The organism is Thioalkalivibrio versutus (assembly GCF_001020955.1).
Classification (GTDB): domain Bacteria; phylum Pseudomonadota; class Gammaproteobacteria; order Ectothiorhodospirales; family Ectothiorhodospiraceae; genus Thioalkalivibrio; species Thioalkalivibrio versutus.
The window spans coordinates 2,160,202-2,185,040 of the sequence record NZ_CP011367.1 but is presented as its reverse complement, the minus strand read 5'-3'; the positions used below and the strand labels follow the sequence as shown (position 1 = coordinate 2,185,040).

Below are 24,839 nucleotides of genomic sequence, written 5' to 3'. Positions count from 1 at the left end.
CACTACCGGGCTGCACGCCGCGCCTGGCCTCGGAAAAAATGGAGCACCAACGCGAGCGCGTACATTGCTCAGCGTCTCCCTGGGTAGCTCCTGATCATGCATTGACATTAACGCGGTGCGTTAATAGTCCGCAAGGCCCACGTATTTTTGGCCGACCCTAGCCCCGCAGGCGTTCGCGCAGGGCGTCGATCAGGTTGTCGAGTGGCAGGTGTTCGGCCTCGGGGGCGCGGCGGTCCTGGTATTCGAGTTCGCCGGCGTCCAGGCCGCGTTCGCCAATGACGATGCGGTGCGGGATGCCGATCAGCTCCATGTCGGCGAACATCACGCCGGGGCGCTGTCCGCGGTCGTCCAGCAGGACCTCGAAGCCGGCTGCCTGCAATTCGTCGTGCAGTTGTTCCGCCGCCTCGCGCACGCGCTGGGATTTCTTCGCGCCGATTGGGCACAGGGCGATATCGAAGGGCGCGATGGCGGTGGGCCAGCAGATGCCGCGCTCGTCGGAGTTCTGTTCGATGGCCGCCGCCACGACGCGCGAGACGCCGATGCCATAGCAGCCCATGGTCACGACCTGTTCGCGGCCGTCCTCGTCCAGAACCCGGGCGCCCAGGGCCTGGCTGTACTTGTCGCCCAGCTGGAAGATGTGACCGACCTCGATGCCGCGACGGATCTCGATGGGACCGGAGCCGTCGGGTGCCGGTTCGCCCTCGGTGATGTTGCGCAGGTCCGCGCTCTCCGGTTGCGGCAGGTCGCGGCCCCAGTTCACGCCGGTCAGGTGATGGCCGTCTTCGTTGGCGCCGACCACGAAGTCGGCCATGCCCAGCATCGCCTGGTCGGCCAGCACCGGGATCGGGCTGCCCACCGGGCCCAGCGAGCCGGGGTCGGCGCCGAATGCGGTGCGGATCTCGGCCGCCTCGGCCATGCGCAGCGGTTCGGCGATCCAGGGGTGCTTCTCGGCCTTGACCGCGTTCAGTTCGTGGTCGCCGCGCAGCACGATGGCGACCAGGTCGGCGTCGATCTCTTCGGAGGCGGCGACCACCAGGGTCTTTACCGTCTGCTCGGTCGGGATGTTCAGGAACCCCGCCAGCTCGTCGATGGTGTGCACGTCGGGTGTGGCGATCTTCGCCATCTCCGTGCCGGGTGCCGGGGCCGGGTCCGGCTGAGGGCAGGGGGCCAGTTCGACGTTGGCGGCGAAGCCGGCCGGGGAGAAGGCGATGGCGTCCTCGCCGGAGCTGGCGAGGACGTGAAATTCGTGCGACGCATTGCCGCCGATGGCGCCGGTGTCGGCCTCCACCGCGCGGAAGTCCAGCCCGCAGCGTTCGAAGATGCGGGTGTAGGCGGCGTGCATCTGGCGGTAGGTCTCGGCCAGCGAGTCGCCGTCGATGTGGAACGAGTAGGCGTCCTTCATCAGGAACTCGCGCGCGCGCATGATCCCGAAGCGCGGGCGGCGCTCGTCGCGGAACTTGGTCTGGATCTGGTAGTAGTTGATCGGCAGCTGGCGGTAGCTGCGGACCTCGCGGCGTACCAGGTCCGTGATGACCTCCTCGTGGGTCGGGCCGAAGCAGAAGTCGCGGTCGTGGCGGTCCTTCAGGCGCAGCAGCTCGGCGCCGTAGAAGTCCCAGCGCCCGGATTCCTGCCACAGCTCGGCGGGCTGCACCGCCGGCATCAGCACCTCCAGCGCCCCGGCGCGGTTCATTTCCTCGCGCACGATGCCCTCGACCCGGCGCAGCACGCGCAGCCCCAGTGGCAGCCAGGTGTACAGCCCGGAGGCCAGCCGGCGGATGTAGCCGGCGCGCAGCATCAGCTGGTGGGAGATGATCTCGGCGTCGGCCGGGGTTTCCTTCAGGGTGTTCAGCGGGAATTGCGAGACGCGCATCGGGGGCAGTCCGTGGTTGATGGCTGGAAAGGGTTCAGAACGTGGTGCCGTTGGTGCCCCAGAAGTGGCGCGGGGCATCGGCGAATTCGATATAGACGCGGGCGGGTTCGATACCCAGCTCAGCCTGCAGGGCGTCGCACAGCTTGCGCGACAGCTCGCGGGTCAGGCCCTCGGGCAGGCCGATGCTCTTGAGCTCGCAGTAGGCGAGCGCATCGGTACTGCCGCCAAAGCACATGGCCGGGTTATGCGTGCAGGCCACCATCACGTAGCCCTCGGGCTTGCCCAGCCAGTCGGCGACCTGCGCGGACAGGCGCTGGCTGAGGCCGGTGGCATCGTCCGGCAGGGCGGTATTGGTCTCGACTCGCAGCAGCGGCATGGCGTCCTCCAGATCTTGTGTGGTTCCCGGATCGGTCGCCATGATACGGGGAGCGCGGGTGCGCTGCAGCGTCCCGGCGAGTCGCCGGGGTGGGTGAAACCCTTGTCAGGGTGGCTATACTCGCTGCGAGGGAGCGGACCGGTCGCGGGAGGATGCGCCCGGATTGCGTTCAGCATCAGGAAATAATAAATTAGAAAAAGCTAATATATGGAGCCGGGACAAGTGCGAGACGGCCCATCCCCGGCGACCTCACCAAGCAAGGAAAGACCCCATGACACGAATCCGGATGCGCCACACCCTGTGGGCCCTGCTGCTGTTGCCGTTTGCGGCCCAGGCGGAGCTGCCGTTCGACACGGCCACCGCGGAACGCCAGACGATTGCCCAGGAACGCATCCTGGATGGCCGCGTCGAGGCGGTGCAGCGGTCCACGATCTCCGCCCAGACGTCCGGGCGCATCCGCGAGATCTACGTGGACGTGGATGACTTCGTCGAGGTCGACGAGCTCCTGGTTCGGGTCAGCGATACCGAGCAGCAGGCTCGTGTGAGCCAGGCAGAGGGCGATCTGGCCGACGCCCGCGCCCGCTTCAACGAGGCGCGTTCGGAGTTCGACCGGATTGAGGATGTGTTCGAGCGGGGGGTGGTCTCGCGCTCCGAGTTCGACCGCGCCGAGGCCGCGCTGGGTTCGGCGCGTGCCCGCCTGCGCTCGGCCGAAGGTCGGGTCGAGGAGGCCCGCGAGCAGCTCGGCTACACCGAGGTGTATGCGCCGTATTCCGGGATCGTCACCGAGCGTCATGTCGAGGTCGGCGAATCGGTCAGCCCGGGTTCACCGCTGCTGTCCGGGATCAGCCTGGATCAGTTGCGCGTTGCCGTGGATGTGCCGCAGCGCCTGATCCACAACGTGCGCGAGCGGCGCAGTGCCGAGGTCCTGCTGAACGGGGACCGGGTGGCGGCCGAGAGCCTGACTATCTTCCCCTATGCCGACCCGGCCAGCTCCACCTTCCGGATTCGCGTGAACCTGCCGGAGCAGCAGGACCTGGGCCTGTTCCCCGGCATGTTCGTGAAGACCGCCTTCGTGGTGGAGGACGTTGAACGCCTGCTGGTGCCGGTGGAGGCCGTGGTCTATCGCAGCGAGGTTATTGCCGTGTACGTCGTCGATGAGGACGATCGGGTCGCGTTCCGCCAGGTGCGGGTCGGGCGCCAGCATGACGGCATGATCGAGATCCTCGGCGGTCTGGACGACGATGAACGCGTGGCGCTGGATCCGGTGCATGCGCAGATCTATCTGAAGGAACATCAGCAGGTGAACCGATGAGCGATGCCGGCACGGAGGGGGCGTCCGAGCGCATGGGGATCTCCGGGCGCATTGCCAAGGCCTTCCTGACTACCCAGATCACCCCGCTGCTGGCCCTGATCGGTCTGCTGCTGGGGTTGTTCGCGATCCTGGTCACGCCGCGCGAGGAAGAGCCGCAGATCAACGTGACCATGGCCGATGTGTTCATCCCGTTCCCGGGGGCGAGCGCGCAGGAGGTGGCCCAGCTGGTGGCCACGCCGGCCGAACAGGTGCTCTCGGAGATCGAGGGCATCGACGACATCTATTCGACCTCGCGCCCGAACATGGCGCAGATCACCATCCAGTTCGAGGTCGGCGAGGATCGCACCGCGGCCCTGGTGCGCCTGTACAACCAGGTGTTCTCCAACCAGGACTGGTTGCCCCAGGGGCTGGGGGTCGGCGAGCCGATCATCAAGCCGATGGGGATCGACGACGTGCCGATCGTCAACGTGACCCTGTGGACCGAGGATCCCGAGCGCGGCGGGCACGACCTGCTGCGTGTGGCGCACGGCATCGAGGCCGAGCTCAAGCGCGTGCCGGGCACCCGCGACATCTACACCGTCGGTGGGCCGGATCACGTGGTGCATGTGCGCTTCAAGCCGGAGACCCTGGCGGCCCACAACCTGTCGGTGGACGACCTGCGCGACAGCCTTCAGGCCTCGAACTTCTCGCGCGATGCTGGCCGGCTGTACCAGGACGACGAGGAAATCCTGATCCAGGCCGGCGACTTCATCACCGAGCCCGAGGCGTTCGCCAGCCTGGTGGTCGGGATGCACGAGGATCGCCCGGTCTACCTGTCGGATGTTGCCGAGGTGGTACAGGGTCCGGCCTATGCCACCGAGCATGTGCGCTTTGCCCATGGCGCCGCCGCGGGGGATCGCGCGCGCCTGGGTGATAGCCATCCGGCGGTCACGGTGGCGATCGCGAAGCAGCCGGGGACCAATGCCCCGGATATCGCCGATGCCTTGGTCGAGCGGCTGGAGCAGTTGCGCGGGACCTACATCCCGGACGGCATCGAGACGACCATTACCCGCAATTACGGCCAGACCGCGGACGACAAGGCCAACACGCTGATCCAGAAGCTGATCCTGGCAACCGCCTCGGTGGTCATCCTGGTGTGGATCGCGCTGGGCTGGCGCGAGGCGTTTATCGTTGGCGTGGCGGTGGTGATCACCCTGGCGATCACGCTGTTTGCCTCCTGGGCCTACGGCTTCACACTTAACCGGGTGTCGCTGTTCGCGCTGATCTTCTCCATCGGGATACTGGTGGATGACGCCATCGTCGTGGTCGAGAACATCCACCGGCACATGGCCAAGGGCGGCAAGAAGTTCATCGAGGCGATTCCGCTCGCGGTGGACGAGGTGGGCGGACCGACGATCCTCGCGACCTTTGCGGTGATTGCGGCACTGTTGCCGATGGCCTTCGTGACCGGCCTGATGGGCCCGTACATGAGCCCGATCCCGATCAACGCCTCGATGGGGATGATCATCTCGCTGGCGGTGGCCTACGTAGTCACGCCCTGGCTGACCTACAAGGTCCTGCGTCGCCAGGCCGAGAAGCATGAGCATGCCGCGCCGGCCAGTGGTGGTCATGGCGCGGAGGGCGAGAGCGCCTCGGCCGGGCTGATGAAGCTCTTCAACACCCTGCTGCTGCCCTTCCTTGGTACTGGCGGACGCAAGAAGGTCAACCGCCTGGCGCTGTGGGTGGGCACCCTGGTGCTGATTCTGGCCTCGGTGTCGCTGGCGTACTTCCAGCTGGTGGTCATGAAGATGCTGCCGTTCGACGACAAGTCGGAGTTCCAGGTGGTGCTGGACATGCCGGAAGGGACCAGCCTGGAACGGACCTCCCGCGTGCTGGCGGAGATGGGGGACTACCTGAAGACGGTCCCCGAGGTGCACAACGTGCAGACCTACGCGGGCACCGCGGCGCCGATCAACTTCAACGGCCTGGTGCGTCAGTACTACCTGCGCGAGGGCTCGCACGTCGGCGACATTCAGGTGAACCTGGTCGATTCCTACGAGCGCGATCGCAAGAGCCACGCGGTGGCCCTCGGCGTGCGCGAGGCGATCAACGCGATCGCCGATCGGCATGGCGCGGCGGTCAAGGTGGTCGAGGTCCCGCCGGGGCCGCCGGTGATGTCGCCGATCGTCGCCGAGATCTACGGACCGGACTACGACGGCCAGATCGAGATCGCCCGGCAGGTGCGCGAGCGTTTCGAGAACACCGGCGACATCACCGACATCGATGATTCGGTCGAGTATCCGGGGCAGAAGAAGATCCTGCAGGTCGACCGCGAACGGGCTGCGCGCCTGGGTGTGTCACAGCAGGCGGTGGTGCAGGCGATCTCGACCTCGCTGTCGGGCGAGGACGTGACGTATCTCTACGGCTCCAACGTGAAATATGCGGTCCCCGTGCGGCTGGAGTTCGATCAGGCCGAGAAGGGCAGCCTGGACCCGGTGCTCGGGCTCAAGGTGCGCTCGCGCGACGGCACGCTGGTGCCGCTGTCCGAGGTCGTCAACGTCGTCGATTCGAGTCTCGAGCACTCGATTCACCACAAGAACCTGCTGCCGGTGGTCTACGTGATGGGCGACCTGGCCGGCGGGCTGGATAGCCCGCTGTACGGCATGTTCGACATGTTCTTCGGCCTGCGCGACCAGCCCATGGCCTACGACGAGCCGCTGGAGCAGCTGTTTATCAGTCAGCCGGACAATCCCTACAACTTCTCGCTGAAGTGGGACGGCGAGTGGCAGGTGACCTACGAGACCTTCCGCGACATGGGGATCGCCTACTCGGTGGGGCTGCTCCTGATCTACCTGCTGGTGGTGGCGCAGTTCCGCTCGTACATGGTGCCGCTGATCATCATGGCGCCGATCCCGCTGACTGTGATCGGGGTGATGCCGGGGCATGCCTTCATGGATGCCTTCTTCATGGACGCCAAGTTCACCGCAACCTCGATGATCGGGATGATCGCGCTGGCCGGGATCATCGTGCGCAACTCCATCCTGCTGGTGGACTTCATCAACGAGGAGATTCGCCGCGGCGTGGATGTGATCGAGGCGGTGGTGCACGCCGGCGCGGTGCGCGCCAAGCCGATCGTGCTGACCGGCCTGGCGGCGATGGTCGGGGCCGGGTTCATCCTCGACGACCCGATCTTCTCCGGCCTGGCGATCTCGCTGATCTTCGGCGTGTTCGTCTCCACGCTGCTGACGCTGGTGATCATCCCGGTGCTGTACTACCTGTACGTGCGCACCCGGGTCGACCTGATCCGCGCCCAGACGGCCTAAGCCATACCGGCCATCGCGAGGAGCGTAGCGACGTGGCGATCTACACGGCCGGCGCCGGCGCCGGCTAGGGCGGGCGTCGGGGATTTCGTCCGGAGATTACTCGCTGCGCTCGCCCTTCGGGCCGGCCTGCGGCCGTTCAACGCGCTTCGCGCTTTTGTGCCACGGCCCCTGCGGGGCCTCGAAACGACGGGGGTAGCGGGTACCGTCATCGCGAGGAGCGTAGCGACGTGGCGATCTCCGTGGGCGGCCCCGACGTCAGCCCGGTCGGACGTCGGGGGTTTCGTTGGGAGGTTGCTACGGCCCCTGCGGGGTCTCGCAATGACGTGGCCGGAGTCCGGCGTTTTCGCCATCGGTGCGCGACCGGCTACAATCGGCGCCATCTAACCGAATGGGAGTCGCTCGATGGATGTCGAGATGGGAGAGAACGGCCTGAATGTCCTCGGGATCAGCCGTGAGCAGTGCGCCACCCTGGTCGAGGTGCTGAAAGCCAGCGAGGACCAGCGCTTCATGGACGACCCCGAACTGCGCAAGCTGTTCAAGCTGCTGGCCGTACTGCAGAGCGATCTGTGGGACGACATGACCGCCGGGGAATTCGACTTTACCCCCTACAAGAAACAGTAGCGTTCACTGGCGTCGCTCCAGGCGCCTGCACCGGAGCCGTCCATGCCCGACAATGAATCCCGCCGGCCGTCCAATTTCGTGATCGGCAATATCTTCCTTGGTGCTGCCGCCATCATGCTGTTTTTCTTCGTGACGCTCTGGGAGGTCCTCGGGGTGTTCGCGCTGCTCATGTGGATGGGTCTGGCCGCCATCGGGGTCTACTTCATCGTGAAAGACAAGGACATCAACCCGGGCGGCCCGCCGAACTGACCCGTTGCATTCGTTACAGCCAACGGCCGTGAACCCGGCCCCGGCATCGCCGGGGCTGGCGCGTTTGCGGGGCGAGTTTCTCGAGTCCCTGGCCCAGCGCGTTGCGGAACTGGAGCGGTTGTCCCGGGCCCTCGACGGTTCGGCCCAGGATGGCGACCGGCTGACCACGCTGTACCGCGAGGCCCAGACCCTGGCGCAGGCCGCCCAGATCTTCGATGTCGGGTTGATCCGCAGTGTGGCCGACGCGTTGCGATCGGCCGTGGCCGGTGTCCGCCGTGCCCCCGCCGGTCCGGACCGCGACCTCATTCACGCCGGGGTCCGGCGCCTGGCCACCAGCGTCGAGGCCTATCGGCAACGCGCGCGCCCCGTGGCGCAGGCCCGCGTGCAGCCGCTGGGCGGGTGCGCGGCCGCATCGCGGGTGCGGGTGATCGACGACGGTGGCGAGGTCGGTCACGAAGTCGCCCGCATGCTGGACGAACAGGGCTTTCGCGTGACCCGCGGCGCGGCCGATGTCTCCGGTTCCGATGTCGCCTCCGACGATGATCCCTTTTCCGCGGTCGTTCTGTGCGCCGATGCCGTGGCCGCGGATGGCGGTGGGCTGCCCGGTTTGGGGACCGCGCTGGGCAGCGGCCTTCCCGTGCTGGCCGTTGCGCACAGCTGGAGCCCCGGCGCGCGTCTGGAATGTGTGCGCCAAGGGGTGGCGCGCTGCCTCGACCACCCGCTGGCCACCGACACCCTGATCGAGCAGCTGATGCAGATCGGTGGCCTGATCGTGGACTCCGACTATCGCGTCCTGCTGGTCACGAATGATGCGACAGACGGTGGCCTCGAGCCGTACCTGACGGGCGTCGGTCTGGGCGTGGCCACCGCGTCGGACCCGGAGGCGCTCCGGCGGCAGCTGGAGGAAACCCGAGTGGACGTGGTCGTCCTCGATCTGCAGAGGCTGGCAGAGCCGGTGGAATCCTTTGTCGCGCTTCTGCGAACCCGGGATACCGGGGGCGTGGTTCCGTTGCTGCTGTTGACCGAGGATCCGGGCCGGGTGAACCACCTGATGACCCTGCACCCGGGGGTCGCTGGTGTGTTCCTGAAGCCGGTGGAACCGGCCCGTGTTGCGGCGGCGATCACCGCTCGGGCGCGCCAGTTGCGCCAGATCGACGGGGTCAGTCAGTCCTATCGCGATGCGCTGTACGAGCGCGAGCGCGAGCACGTCGCGCTCAACGAACACGCCCTGGTCAGTATTGCCGATGTCGCCGGCAACATCATCTACGCCAACGATCGATTCTCTCGGGTCAGTGGTTACGCCGTGTCCGAGCTGATGGGGCGCAACCACCGCATTCTCAAGTCCGGGCAGCATCCACCGGAGTTCTACGCCGAACTGTGGTCTACCGTTGCGTCCGGCCGCGTCTGGCAGGGCGAGATGTGCAATCGCGCGCGCGACGGCTCGCTGTACTGGGTAGAGACCACGATAGTCCCGTATCTTGGAAGCAACGGCCGGCCGTATCAGTACGTATCCATCCGCACCGAAATCACCCATGTGAAGCATCAGGAGCATCGCCTGCGCTCCAGCCAGATCTTCGCCAACATGGGAACCTGGGAATGGACGCCGGACCAGGAGGCGCTGGGCTGGTCGGAACGTATTCCGCCGCTTCTGGGCTACCCCGAAGGCGGGATGGAACCAACCGTCTCCAATTTCATGAAGGCGGTGCACCCCGATGACCGCGCGCGGGTGCGCAACGCCATCGCCAGCAGCTTGCGCCGCGGGTCCTACCTCGAGCTGGAGCACCGGGTCATCTGGCCGGACGGTTCCGAACACTGGCTGCTGGAACGCGGCGATGTCGTTCGGGGCCCGAATGGCGAGGTCCTGTACATGCTGGGTGTGATGCAGGACATCACCAAGCGCAAGAGTTCCGAGTTGGCGCTGTCCCAGCTGTCCACCCGGTTGCTGGAGTCTCAGCGCCTGGCGCGCATCGGCAACTGGGAGCTGGATGCGACCAGCGGGCAGATCACCTGGTCCCGGGTAATCCACGAGATCTTCGGGATGGATGCCGGAGACGCGCCTCTCGAGCGTGACGAGTACCTGGCCCTGGTGCACCCGGAGGACCGCGATCAGATCGCGACGTTCCTGGATGGCCTGAGCGAGCCCGGCCACCACGAGGTCGGTCATCGGGTGCGCTTGCCCGGCGGTCGCATCCGCCATGTGCACATGATCGCGAGCGGCAGCTTCGATGCCAGGGGTCAGCTGACACACGTCGGTGGGAGCTTGCAGGACATCACCGAGCTGCACGAGGCCCAGGAGCACCTGGCGCTGTTCCAGCGCATCTTCGAATCCTCCGAACAGGGCATATCGGTGGTCGATCGCGAGGGCCGTTATGTTTACTCCAATGCAGCCGCGCTGGAGATGCTGGGCTACCGTGCCGAGGAGCTTCTGGGTCGGGATTTCCACGAGCTGGGCATCATCCCGGAGGAGAACTCGAAAGAGGCGCGGGAGATCGACCGCGTCCTGACCGAGGGCGGTTCCTGGACGGGCAAGCTGCCCCAGCGCTGTGCCAGCGGGGCCGTGTTCATTACGGCCAGCAACATCGGCGTGGTGCGCGACGACCGCGGCGAGCCGCAGTACGGTTTCAATATCTTCAGCGATTTCACCGATGAGTTGCGTCGCCGCTCGGAGCTCCATCGTGCCCGCGAGGCGGCCGAGGCAGCCAACCGCGCCAAGTCGGATTTCCTCTCCAACATGAGCCACGAGCTGCGTACACCCATGAACGCGGTGCTCGGCTTTGCCCAGCTGCTGGAGAGCGATCCGGCGCTGGAGGACCAGCAGCGTGGCTACCTGGACGAGATCACGCGCGCCGGCCGGCACCTGCTGGACCTGATCAACGAGATCCTGGACCTGGCCCGGATCGAGGCCGGTCGCATGCAGGTCGATCCGGAGCCGGTGGCGCCGGGTCCGGTGCTGGAGGACTGCCTGTCGTTGCTTGCGCCCGTGGCGCGCGAGTATCGGGTGGAGCTGGAGCCGGATCAGTTGCCCGAAGTCATGCTGGAGGCCGATCCGCGGCGTCTGAAGCAGGTGCTCCTGAACTTGCTCTCCAACGCGATCAAGTACAACCGGCCAGGCGGAAGCGTACGCGTGAGCTGCGAGCCGTCAGAGGCCGAGGTTCGGATCGCCATCCACGACAGCGGGCCGGGGCTGAACGCGGAGCAGTGCCGGCGGCTGTTCCAGCCGTTCGAGCGACTGGCGGCCGACCAGCAGGGGATCGAGGGCAGCGGTGTCGGGCTCGCCATTACCCGCAATCTGGTGGACCTGATGGGAGGCGAGATCGGGGTCGACAGCGTGCCGGGGGAGGGCAGTACCTTCTGGTTCCGTCTGCCCCGGGCCCGTGACCGGATGCCGTCCGGCACCGGGGACGACGCGGCACTGCCCGGCGGCTCCGGCGCGCCGGGCGGCTGCCGCGTGCTCTGCATTGAGGACCACGACGCCAACCAGCGTCTGATGCGCGAGATGCTGAAACAGCAGGGCGCGGCCGACTGCCGCATGGCGACATCCGCCGCCGAGGGACTCGACATGGCCCTGCGGGATCCGCCCGAGCTGATCCTGCTGGACCTGAACCTGCCGGTGATGGATGGCTTTCAGGTGCTGCGCGCGCTGCGGGCCGAGCCGGAGCTGGCCGCGATCCCGGTGATTGCGGTGACCGCCGATGCCACGGATGCCACGCGCCAGCGCGCCGAACAGGCCGGTTTCAACGACCTGTTGACCAAGCCGATCGGTGCGAGTGACCTCCTGCGGGCGCTGGATCACTGTCGCGCGAGTCGCCCGGACGGCTGACCCCGCGAGGGGGTGCGTCGCGCACGCCGTCGTCGCGCACTTCGTCCTACAGGAAGAGGAAGCCGACGATTGCCACCGCCGCGATCACCGCGACGGCATCCGCCGTCAGCGCGGCGGCCAGGGTGTGGCGCACGCGCTTGATGCCGATCGCGCCAAAGTACACGGCGAGCACGTAGAAGGTGGTCTCGGTCGAGCCCTGCAGGGTCGAGACCAGGATGCCGACATGCGTGTCCGGCCCGGTGGCCGGATCCTGCATGATGCCGGCCATGATGCCGTAGGCGCCGGAGCCGGACAGCGGGCGCAGCAGCGCCATCGGCAGCGCCTCGGCCGGCAGGCCGAACGGCGTGGTCAACGGCCCGACCAGCCCGACAAACATCCCCAGTGCCCCGCTCTCGCGCAGCATGCCCACGGCGACCAGGATCGCGACCAGGTAGGGGATGATGCGCAGCGCGACATTGAAACCCTCCTTCGCCCCCTCCACGAACACCTCGTAGACCGGTACGCCGCGAATGACGCCGTAGGACAGGAAGCCGACCACCAGCCCGGGGATGATCCACGGCGCGATCGCCTGGCCGTAGAGGATGGTCAGCGGGATGATTGCGAGCACGCCCAGCAGGACGAGGATCGAGACCCAGGTGGGGTAACCCTCGGTGGGGACCTCGATGTTCATCGGTTGCTGGTTGGCCGTGTCCGCTGTCGGGTCGGCGTCCTGGGTGGGCTCGGTCGCCTCCCGGCCGGCCTCGCGCATGGTGTCGTCCAGCTCGCTCGCGCCATCCGCGGACGTCTGGTCCGGATCAATGCTGCGAGTCGCCGGGGGTGGCAGGAAGTAGCGCTGCAGGATCAGCGCGCTGGCGATGCCGGCGATGGTCGCGAACAGGGTCGCGAACAGCGTGGTCGGCAGGATCGCGGCCGGGGCCTCGGAACCCAGCGAGGCGCGCAGGGCGATCACGCCGGTGGGCAGCAGCGTGATGCTGGAGGTGTTGATCGCCAGGAACAGCGCCATCGCGTTGGTCGCGGTGCCCGGGTGCGGGTTGAGCTTCTCCAGCTCCTGCATCGCGCGGATGCCGAACGGCGTGGCGGCGTTGCCAAGACCCAGGATGTTCGCGGAGAAATTCAGGATCATTGCGCCCATCGCCGGGTGTTCGGGCGGCACCGACGGGAACAGGCGCACCATCAGTGGCCGCAGCAGCCGCGCCAGCACGGTCAGCAGGCCACCGGCCTCGGCGATCTTCATCAGGCCCAGGAACAGGGCCATCACCCCGACCAGCCCCAGCGCCAGCTCCACCGCGGAACCGGCGGCCTCGATCGCGCCCTCGGACAGGGCCTGCATCGGCTGTTCGTCGGGATCGGTGGAGCGGATCTCGCGGATCGCGGCCGTCGCCACGGCGATCACGATCAGCGCGAGAAAGATCAGGTTCATGCGGTGCAGTGTGCCACGGTCAGCGGTTCTCCCCGCGTGATACACCGCGCAGCACGGCATCCATCGCGCGGGCCGGTAGCAGCCACTTGAGGAAGGCGAACAGCCGCGTGGGGAAGGTCACGTGATAGCGCACCCGCGGGCGGCGGGCCTCCAGGGCGTGCACGACACAGCGCGCGACGGCCTCGGGCCCCAGCGTGAACGGTGCATCGGCCTCGGCGTTCGCCATGCGGGCCTCGGCGGCGCGGTAGGTCTCCTGCCAGGGGCCGTGTTCGCGCTGGACGTGGTAGCGAAAGGCCTTCAGCGCGTTGGCGCGGAACGCGCTGCGGATCGGTCCCGGCTCGATCAAGGCGACATGGATGCCGGTGCCGTGGAGTTCCTGGCGCAGGGTGTCGCTCATGCCCTCGATCGCGAACTTGGAGGTCACGTAGGCCCCGCGCAGGCGCAGTGCGACCAGGCCCAGGACCGAGCTGTTCTGGATGATGCGGCCTTCGCCGGCGCGGCGCATGGCGGGCAGGACGGCGTTGGTCAGTTCCAGCCAGCCGAGGACGTTGGTCTCCAGCTGCGCGCGCAGCGTGGCGCGGTTCAGATCCTCCACGGCGCCGGGCTGGCCGTAGGCGCCGTTGTTGAACAGGGCATACAGATGGCCGTCGGTCCGGTGCAGGATCTCGGTGACCGCGCTGTGGATGCTGGCGGAGTCGTCCAGATCCAGCTGCAAGGCCTCGAAGCCGTCCTTCTTCAGCCGGGCGACATCCTCGCCGCGCCGGGCGGTGGCGAACACGCGGTAGCCGCGATCACGCAGCACGCGCGCGGTACAGGCCCCGATGCCGCTGGAGCAGCCGGTGATCAGGACGGTGCGGGAAGCAGTGTCACTCACGGCGGCGCGCTCAGTAGGTCAGGGTGGCGACGCCGTCCTCGACGACCTCGCCGATGAAGGCACCGCCGCCGCGCATCCCGTCCAGTTCCGGCACTGCGTTGTCCAGCGTCAGGCCGTTCTCGCTCATCGCTCCGGCGCAGGCGTAGAAGGCGCAGCCGGCCTCGTGGGCGTCCTGCATGAAGCTGTAGACGGACTTCTCCCTGGCCTCGCCGGGGTAGATGGTCTCCGCCACGCCCTGACGCAGCAGGCGTGTGGTGCCGGCGGCGAAGTAGATCTCCACCTCGAGATCCATCGCGGCGGCGACGGTGGCCTGGAAGAAGGGCGCCCCCAGCGTGCCAGGGCGGTCCAGGTCCAGGTTCAGCAGCATGATCACGATCTTTTCGGCCATGACAGGTCCTTGCGCGGTCGTATCGTCGAGTTGGGGGTGAATGATCCGCGCTGCGGCCGCCCGGCGCAAACCCCAGCGCGGATTGGCCGGGCAGCATCAAGAGACGCCCCCGGTGGCGGCGGATATCGGCTGCATGGCCCTGAACGGCTCCCGCCTTGTCGTCATCCCGGACGCGTTCGAGCCGTACCCACCGCCGTCATTCCGGACACATTCGCGTCGTCCCCCCTGCCGTCATCCCGGACACCGCGTAGCGGTGATCCGGGATCTCCCCGGTCGGGAAGGGTCTGACGCTGGAGATCCCGGTTCTGCGCAGACCTTCGGCCGGGCTGCCCTTGATGGCGTGCAAGGCGAGCCGGCTGCTTGCGTGTGCCTGGGAAATACCGTTCTGGATTATGAAAACGGATTGTCGGAAGCGAAGGCCTTTCATTCCCCGAAAACGGCCGCATAATACGCCTCAACCCGTGTTTTCGCGGATGCATTCCGAGGATTCCAGTCATGCCCATTTACGAATACCAGTGCAAGGATTGCGGCGAGGTCTCCGAGATCCTGCAGAAGATCTCCGATCCGCCGGCCACCATTTGCCCGGAGTGTGGTGCCGAGGCCCTGACCAAGCAGGTGTCCGCGGCCGGCTTCCGTCTGGCCGGCGGCGGCTGGTACGAGACCGACTTCAAGAAGGACGGCAAGCGCAACCTGAAAGAGGGCAGCAGCTCGGCCACCAGTTCCAGCGGCAGTAGCTCAACGAAGTCGGACGCCTCCGGAAAGTCCGCATCTTCCGGTAGCGCCAAGACCGGTACCGCCGCGACCGGCACCTGATCAATGCTGGTCTCCCTGCGCCGCTATCTGATTGCAGGGCTGCTGGTCTGGCTGCCGCTGATCGTCACCGGCTTCATTATCAAGCTGCTGGTCGACCTGCTGGACTTCACCATCCTCCTTCTGCCGCCGCCCTGGCGGCCGGAGGCGATTCTCGGCTTCTCCATCCCGGGTGCCGGCATCGTGCTGGCGGTGGTGGTGGTGTTCGTGACCGGGGTGGTGGTGGCCAATATCGTTGGGCGCAAGCTGGTGTCGGTGGGCGAATCGATCGTCCGCCGCATCCCGCTGGTCAGTTCGATCTACGGCGCCGTCAAACAGGTCACCGAGACCGTGCTGTCCGACGGCGGGCAGGCGTTTCGCAAGGTGATGTTGATCGAGTATCCGCGCCGCGGCCTGTGGTCGGTGGGGTTCATGACCGGTGTCGCCGTCGGCGAGGTGCAGGACCGCACCGAGCGTGACGTCATCACCGTTTTCGTCCCGACCACGCCCAATCCCACCTCCGGCTTCGTGATCATGGTCCCGCGCGAGGAAGCCATCGAACTGGACATGACGGTGGAGGATGGTCTCAAGTTCGTGATGTCCATGGGGGTCGTGACACCGATGAGAAGCCCTGAAGAAGCGCCGGCGCCGGTTGCGCAGGGGCAGGGCAAATCGTAAGATTTCCGGCCTTTTCGCGGGTGCGAACGCCATGTTCGTCCCGTTTTCCCGACTCACCGTGCAGGCCCCTGGCGGGCGTGCCCTTCGGCTGGAACAGCGCAATGCGAACTCATCTGTGTGGACGTGTCACCGAGAACGAACTCGACTCGGAGGTGACCCTTTGCGGCTGGGTGAACCGCCGACGGGACCACGGGGGGGTGATCTTCGTCGACCTGCGCGACCATGCGGGGCTGGTCCAGGTGGTGTTTGACCCTGACCGCGAGGAGGTCTTCGCGCGCGCCGAGCAGCTGCGTACCGAGTACGTGATCCGCATGACCGGCCGCGTGCGCCGGCGCCCCGAGGGCACCGAGAATCCCGACCTGCCCACCGGCGCCGTGGAGATCCTCGGGCTCGAGCTGGAGGTCCTGAACGCCGCCAAGACCCCGCCATTCCCGCTGGACGACGAAGACGTCGGCGAGGACACCCGCCTGCGCTACCGCTACATGGATCTGCGCCGCCCGTTGATGCAGCAGCGCCTGCGCCTGCGTGCGCAGGTATCCGCGGCCATGCGCCGCTTCCTCGAGGAGCGCGAGTTCCTCGACCTCGAGACCCCGATGCTGACCAAGGCCACACCGGAAGGCGCGCGTGACTACCTGGTGCCCAGCCGCACGCATCCGGGCAGCTTCTTTGCCCTGCCGCAGTCGCCGCAGCTGTTCAAGCAGTTGCTGATGATGTCCGGCATGGATCGTTACTACCAGATCACCCGCTGCTTCCGTGACGAGGACCTGCGCGCCGATCGCCAGCCGGAGTTCACCCAGCTGGACATGGAGATGGCGTTCGTCGACGAGGCGGACGTGATGGAGGTGACCGAGGGCCTGATTCGCCACCTGTTCCGCGAGGTCCAGGGCGTGGAGCTGCCGGATCCGTTCCCGCGCATGGCCTATGCCGAGGCGATGGCCCGCTTTGGCTCCGACAAGCCGGATCTGCGCATCCCGCTGGAGTTCACCGAGCTGACCGAGGTGATGCAGGCGGTGGAGTTCAAGGTCTTCAACGGCCCGGCGAACGACCCGGAGGGTCGCGTGGCCGCCCTGCGCGTCCCGGGCGGTGCCAAGCTCACGCGCAAGGAGATCGACGTCTACACCGAGTACGTCGGCCGCTACGGCGCGAAGGGCCTGGCCTACATCAAGGTCAACGACCCGACCGATCTCGCGGGCGGGTTGCAGTCGCCCATCCTCAAGTTCCTGCCGGAGGACGTGACCCGGCAGATCCTGGAGAAGACCGCGGCCGCTGCCGGCGACCTGATCTTCTTTGGCGCGGACAAGGCCTCGGTGGTCAACGAGGCGATCGGCGCCCTGCGCGTGAAGATCGGCCACGACCTGGAGCTGGTCGAGGCAGGCTGGCAGCCGCTGTGGGTGGTCGACTTCCCGATGTTCGAGTACGACGATCAGGACAAGCGCCTGTACGCCCTGCATCACCCGTTCACTGCCCCGGCGGTGGACAGCCCGGAGGCGCTGCGCGCCAACCCCCGCGAGGCCCTGTCCCGCGCCTACGACATGGTGCTCAACGGCACCGAGGTCGGCGGCGGCTCGATCCGTATCCATAACCCCGAGATGCAGCAGGCCGCGTTCGAGGCCCTGGGCATCGGTGAGGAAGAGGCGCGCGAGAAGTTCGGCTTCCTGCTGGATGCCCTGAACTTCGGTGCCCCGCCGCACGGCGGCCTGGCCTTTGGCCTCGACCGCCTGGTGATGCTGATGAGCGGCGCCCACTCGATCCGCGACGTGATGGCCTTCCCCAAGACCCAGACCGCCGCCTGCCTGCTGACCGACGCCCCGGCCCCGGTTGGCGAGAAGCAGCTGCGCGAGCTGGGTATCCGTCTGCGTCCCAGCGCCACGCAACAGGCCGAGTAACCGCTTGTCCGGCCGAACGCCATGACCGGCATGCGCAGCAGTGTGGTCATGGTCCATGGCTGGCACATGCCGGGCCTGGAGATGGCCCTGCTGGGCCGCCGTCTGCGCGCGGCCGGCCACGAGGTTCACGGGTTCCGCTATGCCTCGCGCCGGCAAACGCCGGAGCAGGCCGCGCGAGACCTGGCCGCGTTTCTCGAGGATGTCCCCGGCGACCTCGTGCACTTGGTTGCCCATAGCCTGGGCGGCGTGATCGTGCGCCACCTGTTTGAGGTCGCGCCCGTGCAGCGCCCTGGGCGTATCGTGATGCTGGGTTCGCCGCTGCAGGGCAGTCGTGTGGCCGCGCGCCTCGCGCAGAACCGGCTTGGCCGCTGGTGGCTGGGCGCCGCCCTGGACCGTGGCCTGCTCGGCGGCAGTCCCGTCCTGCGCGGTCGCGACGTCGGCATGATCGCCGGCAGCAAGCCGTTCGGGCCGGGGCCCTGGGTCGCGCCGCTCCCGGATCCGCACGATGGCACGGTCGCGGTGGACGAGACGCGCGGCCCGGAGGTCTCGCGCCACCTCACCATGCCGGTCTCCCACTTCGGCATGCTGGTCAACCGTCTCCTGGTCCAGGAGACCCTCCATTTCCTGGAAACGGGCGAGTTCCTCCCATAACCCCAGCCGGCCCGACCCTACCGCCGCCCCCGTCATTGCGAGGAGCGCAGCGACGAAGCAATCTCCGTCCGGAACCACCGGATCGTGACTCCAGCGCTCTGCCAGCGTGAGGAGATTGCCACGGCCCCTTCGGGGCCTCGCAATGACGGGGCTTGTGCGGTTGGTGACGCGCTGCGCGTCCTTCTTCGGGCCGGCCTGCGGCCGTTCAAGGCAGCTTCGCTGCTTTTGTGCTTCGTCGCTGCGCTCCTCGCAATGACGGGGGAGGGAAGAGGCGGTGTGGGTGAGTGCTGCGCCGGCATCCGTGATTACCGCCGCGCCAGCGATTAGACTGTGCGGGTCCTGCGGCTCGGTGGAATCCCGGGGCCGCTGCAACCGAACCCAATCCAAGGAGTCGTGACCGAATGGCAGGCCACAGCAAGTGGGCGAACATCCAGCATCGCAAGAATGCCCAGGACGCCAAGCGCGGCAAACTCTTCACCAAGCTGATCCGCGAGATCACCGTGGCTGCGCGCCAGGGCGGCTCGGACCCGGAGACCAACCCGCGCCTGCGTCTGGCGATCGACAAGGCGCTGGGCGCCAACATGACCCGCGACACCATCGAGCGCGCGGCCAAGCGCGGGGCGGGCGAGAGCGACGGCGACAACGTCGAGGAGATCCGCTACGAGGGCTACGGTCCGGGCGGCGCGGCCATCCTGGTCGACTGCATGACCGACAATCGCAACCGCACGGTCGCCGAGGTGCGCCACGCCTTCTCCAAGATGGGCGGCAACCTGGGTACCGACGGCTCGGTCGCCTATCTGTTCCAGAACAAGGGCGTGATCCGCTTCGCCCCCGGGCTGGACGACGAGGTGGTGATGGAGGCCGCGCTGGAGGGCGGGGCCGAAGACGTCCAGGTCGAGGATGACGGTTCCATCGAGGTCATCACCGAACCCGATACCTATCAGGACGTCCGCGCGGCGCTGGCGGAACGCGAACTCCAGCCGGCGGATGCCGAGGTCACCTGGCGCCCGGAGACGCTCGCGCCCCTGGATGCGGAGACCGCCGAGTCGATCCTCAAGCTGCTCGACATGCTCGACGACCTGGATGACGTGCAGAACGTCTTCACCAATGCCGACTTTCCCGACGAGGTCAGCGGTGACTGATCCGGCCGCCGCGTGACCGGCGTGCGTATCCTCGGGATCGACCCCGGTTCCCGGATCACCGGTTTCGCGGTCGTCGAGTATGATCGCAGCCGCGGCCGCTCCTGCGGGCACGGTGTGATCCGGCCCAAGGCCAAGGGTTTCCCCGAGCGCCTGGGCGAGATCTTTGCCGGCGTGGTCGAGGTGATCGATGAACTGAAGCCCGACGTGCTGGCCATCGAATCGGTGTTCGTCGCGCGCAATGCCCAGTCCGCGATCAAGCTGGGACATGCCCGGGGCGCGGCCATCTGCGCTGCCACCCAGGCCGGCCTTGCGGTACACGAATACGCCCCGCGTGCGATCAAGCTGGCCGTGGTCGGTATCGGCGGGGCGGACAAGGAACAGGTCCAGCACATGATGCAGCAATTGTTACGCCTGGCCGAACCGGCCAGCAGCGACGCGGCCGATGCCCTGGCCGTCGCGCTTTGCCACGCCCACACCCAGCAGCACGAGGCGCGCCTGGCGGCCGCCACCTCCGGCTCGATCGGGGGTCGTCCATGATCGCGCGGCTGGAAGGCCGGCTGATCAGCCGCGAGGTTAACGGCGTCGTGATCGACGCCGGCGGGGTTGGCTACGAGGTTGACGTCCCTTTGTCCACGCTGGCGGCCCTGCCGGAGCCGGGCGAGACCGTCGTGCTGGCCACCCATCTGGTCGTGCGCGAGGATGCCCACCAGCTGTTCGGTTTCCTGAACAAGCGCGATCGCGACCTGTTCCGGCGTCTGATCCGTGTGAACGGCATCGGCGCGAAGCTGGCGCTTGCCATGCTTTCTACCTACGCTGGCGACGAGCTGGCGGGCCTGATCAGCGGCGGCGATGTCACCGGCCTGGCCAAGGTGCCGGGTATCGGCAAGCGTACCGCCGAGCGCATCGTGCTGGAACTGGGCGAACGCCTTGCCGAGATGGGCTTTGTCGGCGCGCCCGCCGGGGGAGCGGGCGGCAGCGAACCGACGCCCGCCGCCGCGATGGAAGCCGAGGCCGTGGCCGCGCTGGAGTCGTTGGGCTATCAACGCGCCAGCGCCGAGAAGATGGTCGCCGCCGTACGCGACCAGGCGGACTCGGTGGAGACCCTGGTACGCCTGGCCCTCCGCGCCACCGTCAAGCGCTAACGCACACCAAGCCGCGCGGCTCCCTGGCTGCCGTTTGAGGTGTCGTCCGCCCTGGGGCATGTTTCGCTCAGTAGAGGCTGGCCCTGGTTCGTCCTTCGGTGTTTACGGTGGCCTCGGTCCGCTTACTGCCAAGCGCTCTCTCGCGAGCGCACCGCGAGGTACTTTCTTGCTTGCCCAAGAAAGTACCCAAAGAAGGGCACCCGGATTTCGCCCGGGAACCTTGCTCCAGGGCCCTCGGGCCGGCGGCGCTGAACTCGCTGCGCCTGCGGCTCCGCTCAGACATCCAGCGCCTTCTCCCGGCCCGAGAACCCTTCCGCAAGGGGCTCCATACGGGAGGCGAAGGTCAAAACAGACGGTATCCCGTAGGGTGCGGTTGAGCGCAGCGAAACGCACCGTTCCCCACGCCGTGCGACACCCTGATGCGATTCGCTGCGCTCATCACATCCTACGCCCCCCGGCGCCCGCTTCGCGGGCGCGGCACGCCATGGCCGCAGGCCGAGCGTGCCCGAGATGTCGGAATAGCCTGCCTCCGACCAATGGCACGGGCCTTCGGATAGCCGTTGTCTTGACCTACCTTCCCGTTGTCGTCGCGCCGAGTGGAGAGGCTTTTCGCGGGGTTCAAGGCGCTGGATGTCTGAGCGCAGCGCAGCGTAGCGAGTTCAGCGCCGCCCGCGAAAAGCCTCGGAGCGAGGGAAACCCCGGCCCGCGCAGCGGGCCGGGGTCGCGGCAGTCGGGCGTGTTTCTTGGGTACTTCTTTGCACGAGCAAAGAAGTACCTCGCGGTGCGCTCGCGAGAGAGCGCATGGCAGGCGGCCGGCCGAAGGCACGTAAACACCGGATGACGAACCCGGACCAGCCAAGAGGGTGGTAGGTCGATTCGGGACATTGGAAACGTAGGAGGGAAGGCAGCGGGACGCCGCCAAACGCGTTAGCGCGACGAGCCGAGGCTTTTCTCGATGCGGTCGGCGAGGGCGACCAGGCGTTCCGAGCTCCCGGAGGTGTCCGCGCCGGCCTTCTGCTGCCGGCACTCCAGCATCTCGTGCGCCAGGTTGAGCGCCACCATCACCGCGATGCGCTCGGCGCCCACGATGCGCCCGCCATCGCGCAACTCGCGCATGCGCTCGTCGATCAGCGACGCCGAGGCAAACAGGTCGGCGCGTTCCTCCGGTGGGCAGGCGATCTGGTACTCCTTGCCCATGATGGAGACGCGGACGGGTTCGGACTGGCTCATTCGCTGTGCTCCATCGAGCGCAGGCGCGCGATCATGTTCTCGACCCGGTGGCGGGCCTGTTCGTTGCGTTCCTTGAAGGTCGCGCGTTCGCCCTTGAGCTGGCGGATCTGCTCCTGCAACAGGTGGTTCTCCTCGCGCAGGGCCGCATGCTCTTCCAGAAGGCGCGTGATCGCGGCCTCCAGGCGTTCGGTCGGGTCGATCGCTGAATCGTCGTTCGGCTGCATGGCCTCGGGCCCCGCGTGGCAGGTGCGGCTTTCGCCGCGAGTCGATTAATCTCTGGAGTCTAGGAGGCGTTCGAGCGAAGCGTCAACTTGCGTGACTCACAGGGAGACGCCGGTCAATGTACGCGTTCGTGCACCAGGCATTCCGGGGTTTGTTGCGGCCTGGCACCCGCGCTGGCCACAATACGTGCAATCCCCTAGCCATCAAGTGTTGTCGCCCATGACCCAGCCACCCGAACCCGGCCCCGACGCTACCGTGATCGAGGGTACGGCCCATAACGGAAAGCCGTGCCGGATTGTCGACAATACGGGCACTGTGCCGCGTCCGGAGCTGGAGCAGCTGTTGAACGCCTTGATCGAGGACAAACGTTTCGGTCTCAACATGCTGTCCTCCACCGGCTCCAGCGCGATCAAGCTGGGCGAGCCGCAGTTCACCCATCTGCAGGTGGGGGACGATCTCTACCGCTTCCTGCTGTTCCCCTACGAAGCGCGGCTGGAGTCCTTCTGATGACGCATTCACCGGGCACCGGAAACGCCAAGTCCCTGGACGGCCTGGAGCGCGACCCCGAGGCCCTGCGCGAGCAGCTCGAACACGGGCTGCGCAGCATGGGCTATGCGCAGACGCCGGCTTCGGCCCACGGGCTGTTCACCGGATGCCTGGTAGCCGATCCGGGTTCGGATGTGGATGCCCTGGAACTGAGCCTGGGCGAGGCACTGCCACTGACCGAAGGCGCCGGAGAGCGCTTCGACAAGACCGTGGAGGCGATCCGCCGCGCGCTGCTGGCGCAGCTCTACGACGTGGAGCTGGGTTTCGGTCCGCTGTTGCCGGAGGACGACGCCATCGAGGCGCAGGCTCAGGCCCTGTCGGAGTGGGTGGACGGCTTCATCGCCGGGCTCGGGCAGACACCCCGTTTGGCCAAGCTCAAGCCCTCGGCCGAGGCCAGCGAGATCCTGCGCGACTTCGCCGAGATTGCTCGCATCGAGCTGGAGCCGGACGATGACGAGGACAACGCGGCGGCCTTCGAGGAACTCAACGAATACGTGCGCGTGGGCGTGTTGCTGATCGCCGACGAGCTGGCCCCGGACGACCCGAAACGGATCCCGATGCAATGACGCGAACGCGACAAGCCCCCCGGCCGGGCCGGATGCCGGAGATCCCGCAGGGCGAGTTTGCCCGGCGCCGCCAGCGGCTGATGCGGGCGATCGGGCCGGACTCGATTATCGTCGTTCCGGCCGCCCACGAGCGCACCCGCAACCGGGACGTCGAATATCCCTTCCGTCAGGACAGCGACTTCCTCTACCTGACCGGCTTCCCCGAGGCGGATGCAGTGGCGGTGCTGGTGCCGGGCCGCCCGGCCGGCGAGTACATCCTGTTCTGCCGCGACCGCGACCCCACCCAGGAGACCTGGCAAGGGCGGCGCGCGGGGCCGGACGGCGCGATGGAGACGTATGGGGCCGAGTGCGCCTTCCCGATCGAGGACATCGACGAGATCCTGCCGGGGCTGATGGAGAACCGCGCAGTGCTGGCCGCGCCGTTCGGACGCGACGAGCCCCTGGACCAGCGCCTGTTCGGCTGGGTCAACCAGGTCCGGGCCAAGGCCCGCAACGGCGTGCGCGCGCCGCACGAGTTCGTTGCGGTGGAGCACCACCTGCACGAGCAGCGGCTGTTCAAGAAGGCACCGGAGCTGAAGCTGATGCGCCATGCCGCGGCCATCTCTACCCAGGCGCATGTGCGCGCGATGCAGGCCTGCCGGCCGGGCCTGACCGAGTTCGCGGTGGAGGCGGAGCTGCTGCACGAGTTCCACCGCTACGGGACCGAGACCGCGTACCCCTCCATCGTCGGCGGTGGCGAAAACGGCTGCATCCTGCACTACATCGAGAACCGCGCCGCGCTGAATGACGGCGACCTGCTCCTGATCGACGCCGGCTGCGAGGTGCAGGGCTACGCCTCGGATATCACCCGTACCTTCCCGGTCTCCGGGCGCTTCGGCGAGCGCCAGCGCGAGGTCTACGAGTGCGTGCTGGCCGCCCAGCTCGCCGCGATCGAGCAGGTCCGCCCCGGCAACGACTGGGACACCCCGCATGTAGCCGCCGTACGCGAGTTGACCCGCGGGCTCAAGGAGCTGGGGGTGCTCAAGGGCCGCCTGGACAAGCTGATCCGCGACCAGGCCTACCGCCCGTTCTACATGCACCGCACCGGCCACTGGCTGGGGCTGGACGTGCACGACGTCGGCGACTATCGCGTCGGCGACGCCTGGCGCCAGCTCGAGCCGGGCATGGTGATGACCGTGGAGCCCGGGCTCTACTTCGGGCCCTACAGCGAGGCACCGAAGGAGCTGCGCGGTATCGGCGTGCGCATCGAGGACGACGTGGCCGTCACCCGCGACGGCCACGAGGTCCTGACCGCGCACTGCCCCAAGACCGTCGCCGACATCGAGGCCTGCATGGGCGGCGACCTCCCGGGCTGGAACTGACCATGCCCGCCCGCCATCACCCAGTGCCGGACCAGCCCCCAGTGGGAGCGGGCCTGCCCAGAACCGTAGGGTGCGTTGAGCTCTGCGAAACGCACCGGCCATCGCGGGATCACGCACTTCGTGATGCGATTCGCTGCGCTCATCAGCATCCTACGAATCGACATCACGTGATGGGTGGTACCGGTCTTGCGGGAGCGGGCATGCATGGGAAAGGGGAGCGGACAACGCACCACCGGCCGCCCAGAACCGTAGGGTCCGTTGAGCTTTGTGAAACGCACCGCTCACCCCGGGGCCGCGCGCCCGATGATGCGATTCGCTCCGCTCATCAGCATCCTACGCACCGGAATCCTGCGATGGGTGGTGCAGGTCTTGTGGGGGCGGGCTTGCCCGCGAA

General features: G+C 67.4%; 23 protein-coding genes. 15 read left to right on the top strand and 8 right to left on the bottom strand.

Annotated features, from left to right (window positions below; genetic code table 11):
- Positions 1-157 precede the first annotated feature (157 nt).
- Positions 158-1,870: a proline--tRNA ligase gene (locus TVD_RS10080; RefSeq protein WP_047251535.1), complete on the bottom strand. Its 1,713-nt coding sequence runs from the start codon at positions 1,868-1,870 to the stop codon at positions 158-160.
- A gap of 34 nt (positions 1,871-1,904) precedes the next feature.
- On the bottom strand, positions 1,905-2,246 hold the full coding sequence (locus tag TVD_RS10075; protein ID WP_018649775.1) for a phenylpyruvate tautomerase MIF-related protein: 342 nt from the start codon (positions 2,244-2,246) through the stop codon (positions 1,905-1,907).
- Between the two features lie 286 nt (positions 2,247-2,532).
- On the opposite strand from TVD_RS10075, the gene TVD_RS10070 reads away from it, so the two are divergent.
- From TVD_RS10070 to TVD_RS10050, 5 genes are all read left to right on the top strand, one after another.
- Positions 2,533-3,558 carry an efflux RND transporter periplasmic adaptor subunit gene (locus TVD_RS10070; protein ID WP_018938748.1) on the top strand — a complete coding sequence of 342 codons (1,026 nt, stop codon included), beginning with the start codon at positions 2,533-2,535 and terminating at the stop codon, positions 3,556-3,558.
- Complete coding sequence (locus TVD_RS10065; RefSeq protein WP_047251534.1) at positions 3,555-6,860, top strand: efflux RND transporter permease subunit; 3,306 nt, start codon at positions 3,555-3,557, stop codon at positions 6,858-6,860. The genes TVD_RS10070 and TVD_RS10065 overlap by 4 nt, the downstream gene beginning before the upstream one ends.
- Before the next feature lie 402 nt (positions 6,861-7,262).
- Positions 7,263-7,481 (top strand): hypothetical protein, encoded by a 219-nt coding sequence (locus TVD_RS10060; protein ID WP_018938746.1) that lies wholly within the window; start codon positions 7,263-7,265, stop codon positions 7,479-7,481.
- 42 nt (positions 7,482-7,523) lie between these two features.
- Positions 7,524-7,730 (top strand): hypothetical protein, encoded by a 207-nt coding sequence (locus TVD_RS10055; RefSeq protein WP_018176042.1) that lies wholly within the window; start codon positions 7,524-7,526, stop codon positions 7,728-7,730.
- Positions 7,731-7,758: 28 nt separating this feature from the next.
- Positions 7,759-11,550: a PAS domain-containing protein gene (locus tag TVD_RS10050; RefSeq protein WP_047251533.1), complete on the top strand. Its 3,792-nt coding sequence runs from the start codon at positions 7,759-7,761 to the stop codon at positions 11,548-11,550.
- A gap of 46 nt (positions 11,551-11,596) precedes the next feature.
- On the opposite strand, the gene TVD_RS10045 is transcribed toward TVD_RS10050, so the two are convergent.
- Genes TVD_RS10045 through TVD_RS10035 form a run of 3 tightly spaced genes read right to left on the bottom strand, consistent with a single transcriptional unit; the run spans position 11,597 to position 14,232 of the window.
- Positions 11,597-12,970, bottom strand: coding sequence for a nucleoside recognition domain-containing protein (locus TVD_RS10045; RefSeq protein ID WP_047251532.1), 1,374 nt, complete (start codon positions 12,968-12,970; stop codon positions 11,597-11,599).
- A 19-nt stretch (positions 12,971-12,989) separates the two neighbouring features.
- Positions 12,990-13,844, bottom strand: a complete 855-nt coding sequence (locus TVD_RS10040; protein ID WP_047251531.1) for an SDR family NAD(P)-dependent oxidoreductase — start codon at positions 13,842-13,844, stop codon at positions 12,990-12,992.
- 10 nt (positions 13,845-13,854) lie between these two features.
- On the bottom strand, positions 13,855-14,232 hold the full coding sequence (locus tag TVD_RS10035; RefSeq protein ID WP_018143893.1) for a DsrE family protein: 378 nt from the start codon (positions 14,230-14,232) through the stop codon (positions 13,855-13,857).
- A 495-nt stretch (positions 14,233-14,727) separates the two neighbouring features.
- Between TVD_RS10035 and TVD_RS10030 the strand changes: the two genes are divergently transcribed.
- From TVD_RS10030 to ruvA, 7 genes are all read left to right on the top strand, one after another.
- Complete coding sequence (locus TVD_RS10030; protein ID WP_018143892.1) at positions 14,728-15,045, top strand: FmdB family zinc ribbon protein; 318 nt, start codon at positions 14,728-14,730, stop codon at positions 15,043-15,045.
- A gap of 3 nt (positions 15,046-15,048) precedes the next feature.
- Complete coding sequence (locus TVD_RS10025; protein ID WP_018168499.1) at positions 15,049-15,699, top strand: DUF502 domain-containing protein; 651 nt, start codon at positions 15,049-15,051, stop codon at positions 15,697-15,699.
- Positions 15,700-15,800: 101 nt separating this feature from the next.
- The gene (gene aspS / locus TVD_RS10020; RefSeq protein ID WP_019628585.1) at positions 15,801-17,585 is read left to right on the top strand and encodes an aspartate--tRNA ligase; all 1,785 of its coding nucleotides are present in this window, start codon (positions 15,801-15,803) and stop codon (positions 17,583-17,585) included.
- Positions 17,586-17,606: 21 nt separating this feature from the next.
- A complete protein-coding gene (locus TVD_RS10015) occupies positions 17,607-18,236 on the top strand; it encodes an esterase/lipase family protein (protein ID WP_019612034.1) in 630 nt (209 codons plus the stop codon).
- A gap of 401 nt (positions 18,237-18,637) precedes the next feature.
- Entirely contained in the window at positions 18,638-19,378 is a 741-nt protein-coding gene (locus tag TVD_RS10010; RefSeq protein ID WP_019562831.1) for a YebC/PmpR family DNA-binding transcriptional regulator, read from the top strand.
- A gap of 21 nt (positions 19,379-19,399) precedes the next feature.
- Positions 19,400-19,915, top strand: coding sequence for a crossover junction endodeoxyribonuclease RuvC (gene ruvC / locus TVD_RS10005; protein WP_026181986.1), 516 nt, complete (start codon positions 19,400-19,402; stop codon positions 19,913-19,915).
- A complete protein-coding gene (gene ruvA, locus TVD_RS10000; RefSeq protein WP_047251530.1) occupies positions 19,912-20,520 on the top strand; it encodes a Holliday junction branch migration protein RuvA in 609 nt (202 codons plus the stop codon). The genes ruvC and ruvA overlap by 4 nt, the downstream gene beginning before the upstream one ends.
- 275 nt (positions 20,521-20,795) lie before the next feature.
- Here ruvA and TVD_RS14940 read toward each other — a convergent pair whose 3' ends face one another.
- The 3 genes from TVD_RS14940 to TVD_RS09990 all read right to left on the bottom strand — a co-directional run bounded on the left by TVD_RS14940 (position 20,796) and on the right by TVD_RS09990 (position 21,974).
- Positions 20,796-21,032, bottom strand: a complete 237-nt coding sequence (locus tag TVD_RS14940) for a hypothetical protein (RefSeq protein WP_082119152.1) — start codon at positions 21,030-21,032, stop codon at positions 20,796-20,798.
- A 415-nt stretch (positions 21,033-21,447) separates the two neighbouring features.
- Positions 21,448-21,750 (bottom strand): cell division protein ZapA, encoded by a 303-nt coding sequence (locus TVD_RS09995; RefSeq protein WP_018143885.1) that lies wholly within the window; start codon positions 21,748-21,750, stop codon positions 21,448-21,450.
- Entirely contained in the window at positions 21,747-21,974 is a 228-nt protein-coding gene (locus TVD_RS09990; RefSeq protein ID WP_018168503.1) for a cell division protein ZapB, read from the bottom strand. Before TVD_RS09990 ends, TVD_RS09995 begins: the two co-directional genes overlap by 4 nt.
- Positions 21,975-22,191: 217 nt before the next feature.
- On the opposite strand from TVD_RS09990, the gene TVD_RS09985 reads away from it, so the two are divergent.
- The 3 genes from TVD_RS09985 to pepP are packed head-to-tail and all read left to right on the top strand — an operon-like array spanning position 22,192 to position 24,445.
- Positions 22,192-22,479 (top strand): hypothetical protein, encoded by a 288-nt coding sequence (locus TVD_RS09985; RefSeq protein WP_018168504.1) that lies wholly within the window; start codon positions 22,192-22,194, stop codon positions 22,477-22,479.
- Positions 22,479-23,084 carry a UPF0149 family protein gene (locus TVD_RS09980; RefSeq protein WP_019568004.1) on the top strand — a complete coding sequence of 202 codons (606 nt, stop codon included), beginning with the start codon at positions 22,479-22,481 and terminating at the stop codon, positions 23,082-23,084. Before TVD_RS09985 ends, TVD_RS09980 begins: the two co-directional genes overlap by 1 nt.
- Before the next feature lie 32 nt (positions 23,085-23,116).
- Complete coding sequence (gene pepP, locus TVD_RS09975; protein ID WP_047251529.1) at positions 23,117-24,445, top strand: Xaa-Pro aminopeptidase; 1,329 nt, start codon at positions 23,117-23,119, stop codon at positions 24,443-24,445.
- The last annotated feature ends 394 nt before the right edge of the window (positions 24,446-24,839 follow it).

Bases quoted from the DNA above. Each gene is read 5' to 3' on its own strand.
- TVD_RS10080 (WP_047251535.1), bottom strand. From the start codon at position 1,870: ATGCGCGTCTCGCAATTCCCGCTGAACACCCTGAAGGAAACCCCGGCC.
- TVD_RS10075 (WP_018649775.1), bottom strand. From the start codon at position 2,246: ATGCCGCTGCTGCGAGTCGAGACCAATACCGCCCTGCCGGACGATGCC.
- TVD_RS10070 (WP_018938748.1), top strand. From the start codon at position 2,533: ATGCGCCACACCCTGTGGGCCCTGCTGCTGTTGCCGTTTGCGGCCCAG.
- TVD_RS10065 (WP_047251534.1), top strand. From the start codon at position 3,555: ATGAGCGATGCCGGCACGGAGGGGGCGTCCGAGCGCATGGGGATCTCC.
- TVD_RS10060 (WP_018938746.1), top strand. From the start codon at position 7,263: ATGGATGTCGAGATGGGAGAGAACGGCCTGAATGTCCTCGGGATCAGC.
- TVD_RS10055 (WP_018176042.1), top strand. From the start codon at position 7,524: ATGCCCGACAATGAATCCCGCCGGCCGTCCAATTTCGTGATCGGCAAT.
- TVD_RS10045 (WP_047251532.1), bottom strand. From the start codon at position 12,970: ATGAACCTGATCTTTCTCGCGCTGATCGTGATCGCCGTGGCGACGGCC.
- TVD_RS10035 (WP_018143893.1), bottom strand. From the start codon at position 14,232: ATGGCCGAAAAGATCGTGATCATGCTGCTGAACCTGGACCTGGACCGC.
- TVD_RS10030 (WP_018143892.1), top strand. From the start codon at position 14,728: ATGCCCATTTACGAATACCAGTGCAAGGATTGCGGCGAGGTCTCCGAG.
- TVD_RS10025 (WP_018168499.1), top strand. From the start codon at position 15,049: ATGCTGGTCTCCCTGCGCCGCTATCTGATTGCAGGGCTGCTGGTCTGG.
- aspS (WP_019628585.1), top strand. From the start codon at position 15,801: ATGCGAACTCATCTGTGTGGACGTGTCACCGAGAACGAACTCGACTCG.
- TVD_RS10015 (WP_019612034.1), top strand. From the start codon at position 17,607: ATGACCGGCATGCGCAGCAGTGTGGTCATGGTCCATGGCTGGCACATG.
- TVD_RS10010 (WP_019562831.1), top strand. From the start codon at position 18,638: ATGGCAGGCCACAGCAAGTGGGCGAACATCCAGCATCGCAAGAATGCC.
- ruvA (WP_047251530.1), top strand. From the start codon at position 19,912: ATGATCGCGCGGCTGGAAGGCCGGCTGATCAGCCGCGAGGTTAACGGC.
- TVD_RS09995 (WP_018143885.1), bottom strand. From the start codon at position 21,750: ATGAGCCAGTCCGAACCCGTCCGCGTCTCCATCATGGGCAAGGAGTAC.
- TVD_RS09990 (WP_018168503.1), bottom strand. From the start codon at position 21,974: ATGCAGCCGAACGACGATTCAGCGATCGACCCGACCGAACGCCTGGAG.
- TVD_RS09985 (WP_018168504.1), top strand. From the start codon at position 22,192: ATGACCCAGCCACCCGAACCCGGCCCCGACGCTACCGTGATCGAGGGT.
- TVD_RS09980 (WP_019568004.1), top strand. From the start codon at position 22,479: ATGACGCATTCACCGGGCACCGGAAACGCCAAGTCCCTGGACGGCCTG.
- pepP (WP_047251529.1), top strand. From the start codon at position 23,117: ATGCCGGAGATCCCGCAGGGCGAGTTTGCCCGGCGCCGCCAGCGGCTG.